At 45.1% G+C, this 1,174-nt stretch carries 1 protein-coding gene; it reads right to left on the reverse strand.

Annotated elements, in window-relative coordinates; all coding sequences use genetic code 11:
• The coding region (locus HUJ19_RS01500) for an IS110 family transposase (protein WP_290621809.1) at positions 1 to 974 on the reverse strand (974 nt) is incomplete at its 3' end.
• Positions 975 to 1,174 lie beyond the last annotated feature (200 nt).

Below are 1,174 nucleotides of genomic sequence, written 5' to 3' on the forward strand. Positions count from 1 at the left end.
ACTTGAGGTCGGTATTCGCTTTGATGTTTTAATACACCATAGCAAATTTGTACCAGCTTTCTCATGGCTGCACCAATGGCCTGCATTTTGGTTTTTCCTGCGCTTAATAACCGTTCGTACTGACGCTTAATATCTGGGTTATGCCTTATCGCTACAACGGCCGCCATGTACAACATTGCCCGTATACGACTGGAACCATTTTTAGATAGTGTCGTTCGCCCCTTCATGGTTCCTGATTCCCATAGTCTGGGAACCAGTCCTATGAATGCTGAGGCCTGTCCGGCATACTCAAAGTCTCGACTGCGTAGTAGTGCGAGCATTTCTCGGGAAACCACATTGGCTACTGCAGGAATACTTTTCAATAATTCACGGTCTCGTTTTAAGTCAGGGTTCTGGTCAATATGGTCATTAATCTGTTTCTCGACTCGAGCAACCTCTTTTCGCAGTCCCTCAATCATCATGTCGATGGACTCGATAACAGCCTGTGATGCTTGACTGATTTGCGCTTTCTCCATCCGGTTGAGTTCGCGTTGTAAGTCTGCCTGTAAAGCGGATAGCCTTGCCAGCAGGGCTTTAAGCTCCCGTATCTCGGTAGGCTCTGGTTGCCATAATCGAGGCTTAGCCATGACTCCATAACGTGCCAACATCATGCTGTCTTTCTTATCAGTCTTGTTTTTTGAACCGAGGCTATTCGAAAACTCACGAACCTTAGCTGGATTGACAATGCTGACGTTGACACCCATTTCAAGCAAGGCATACGCCAGTGGCTCATGGTAAACCCCTGTCGGCTCAAGCGTGACATGAATGTCCGATAACTCATCGGTGACATTTTTCTTAAGCCAGGCTTTAAGGTCGCTGAAGCCCTTGGGTTGGTTCGGGAAAACCTTGGTTTTGATTTTTAATGATTCTGTATCACGTAGCCACAAACAGTCGAGTTTCTCTTTGGCCACATCAATACCTAAAAAATAACGCATCTTATAACTCCCCTTGTGCATGCAGTGTCACTTGCCGAGCAAGGCACTTGGATACCATTCAGTTTTTTAAGATTAGAAAAGCTGAGGGTTTAATCTATAAAACAGAGTTTAAAACTCTCAGGATGGGTTCAAACTCACTCAGCTTTGGGCGATAGAAAGATAGCTAATCATTCTATCAGGAGAGATACAAGGATGGGTTA

The sequence above is a fragment of the Kangiella sp. genome (assembly GCF_014762745.1).
Taxonomy (GTDB): Bacteria; Pseudomonadota; Gammaproteobacteria; order Enterobacterales; family Kangiellaceae; genus Kangiella.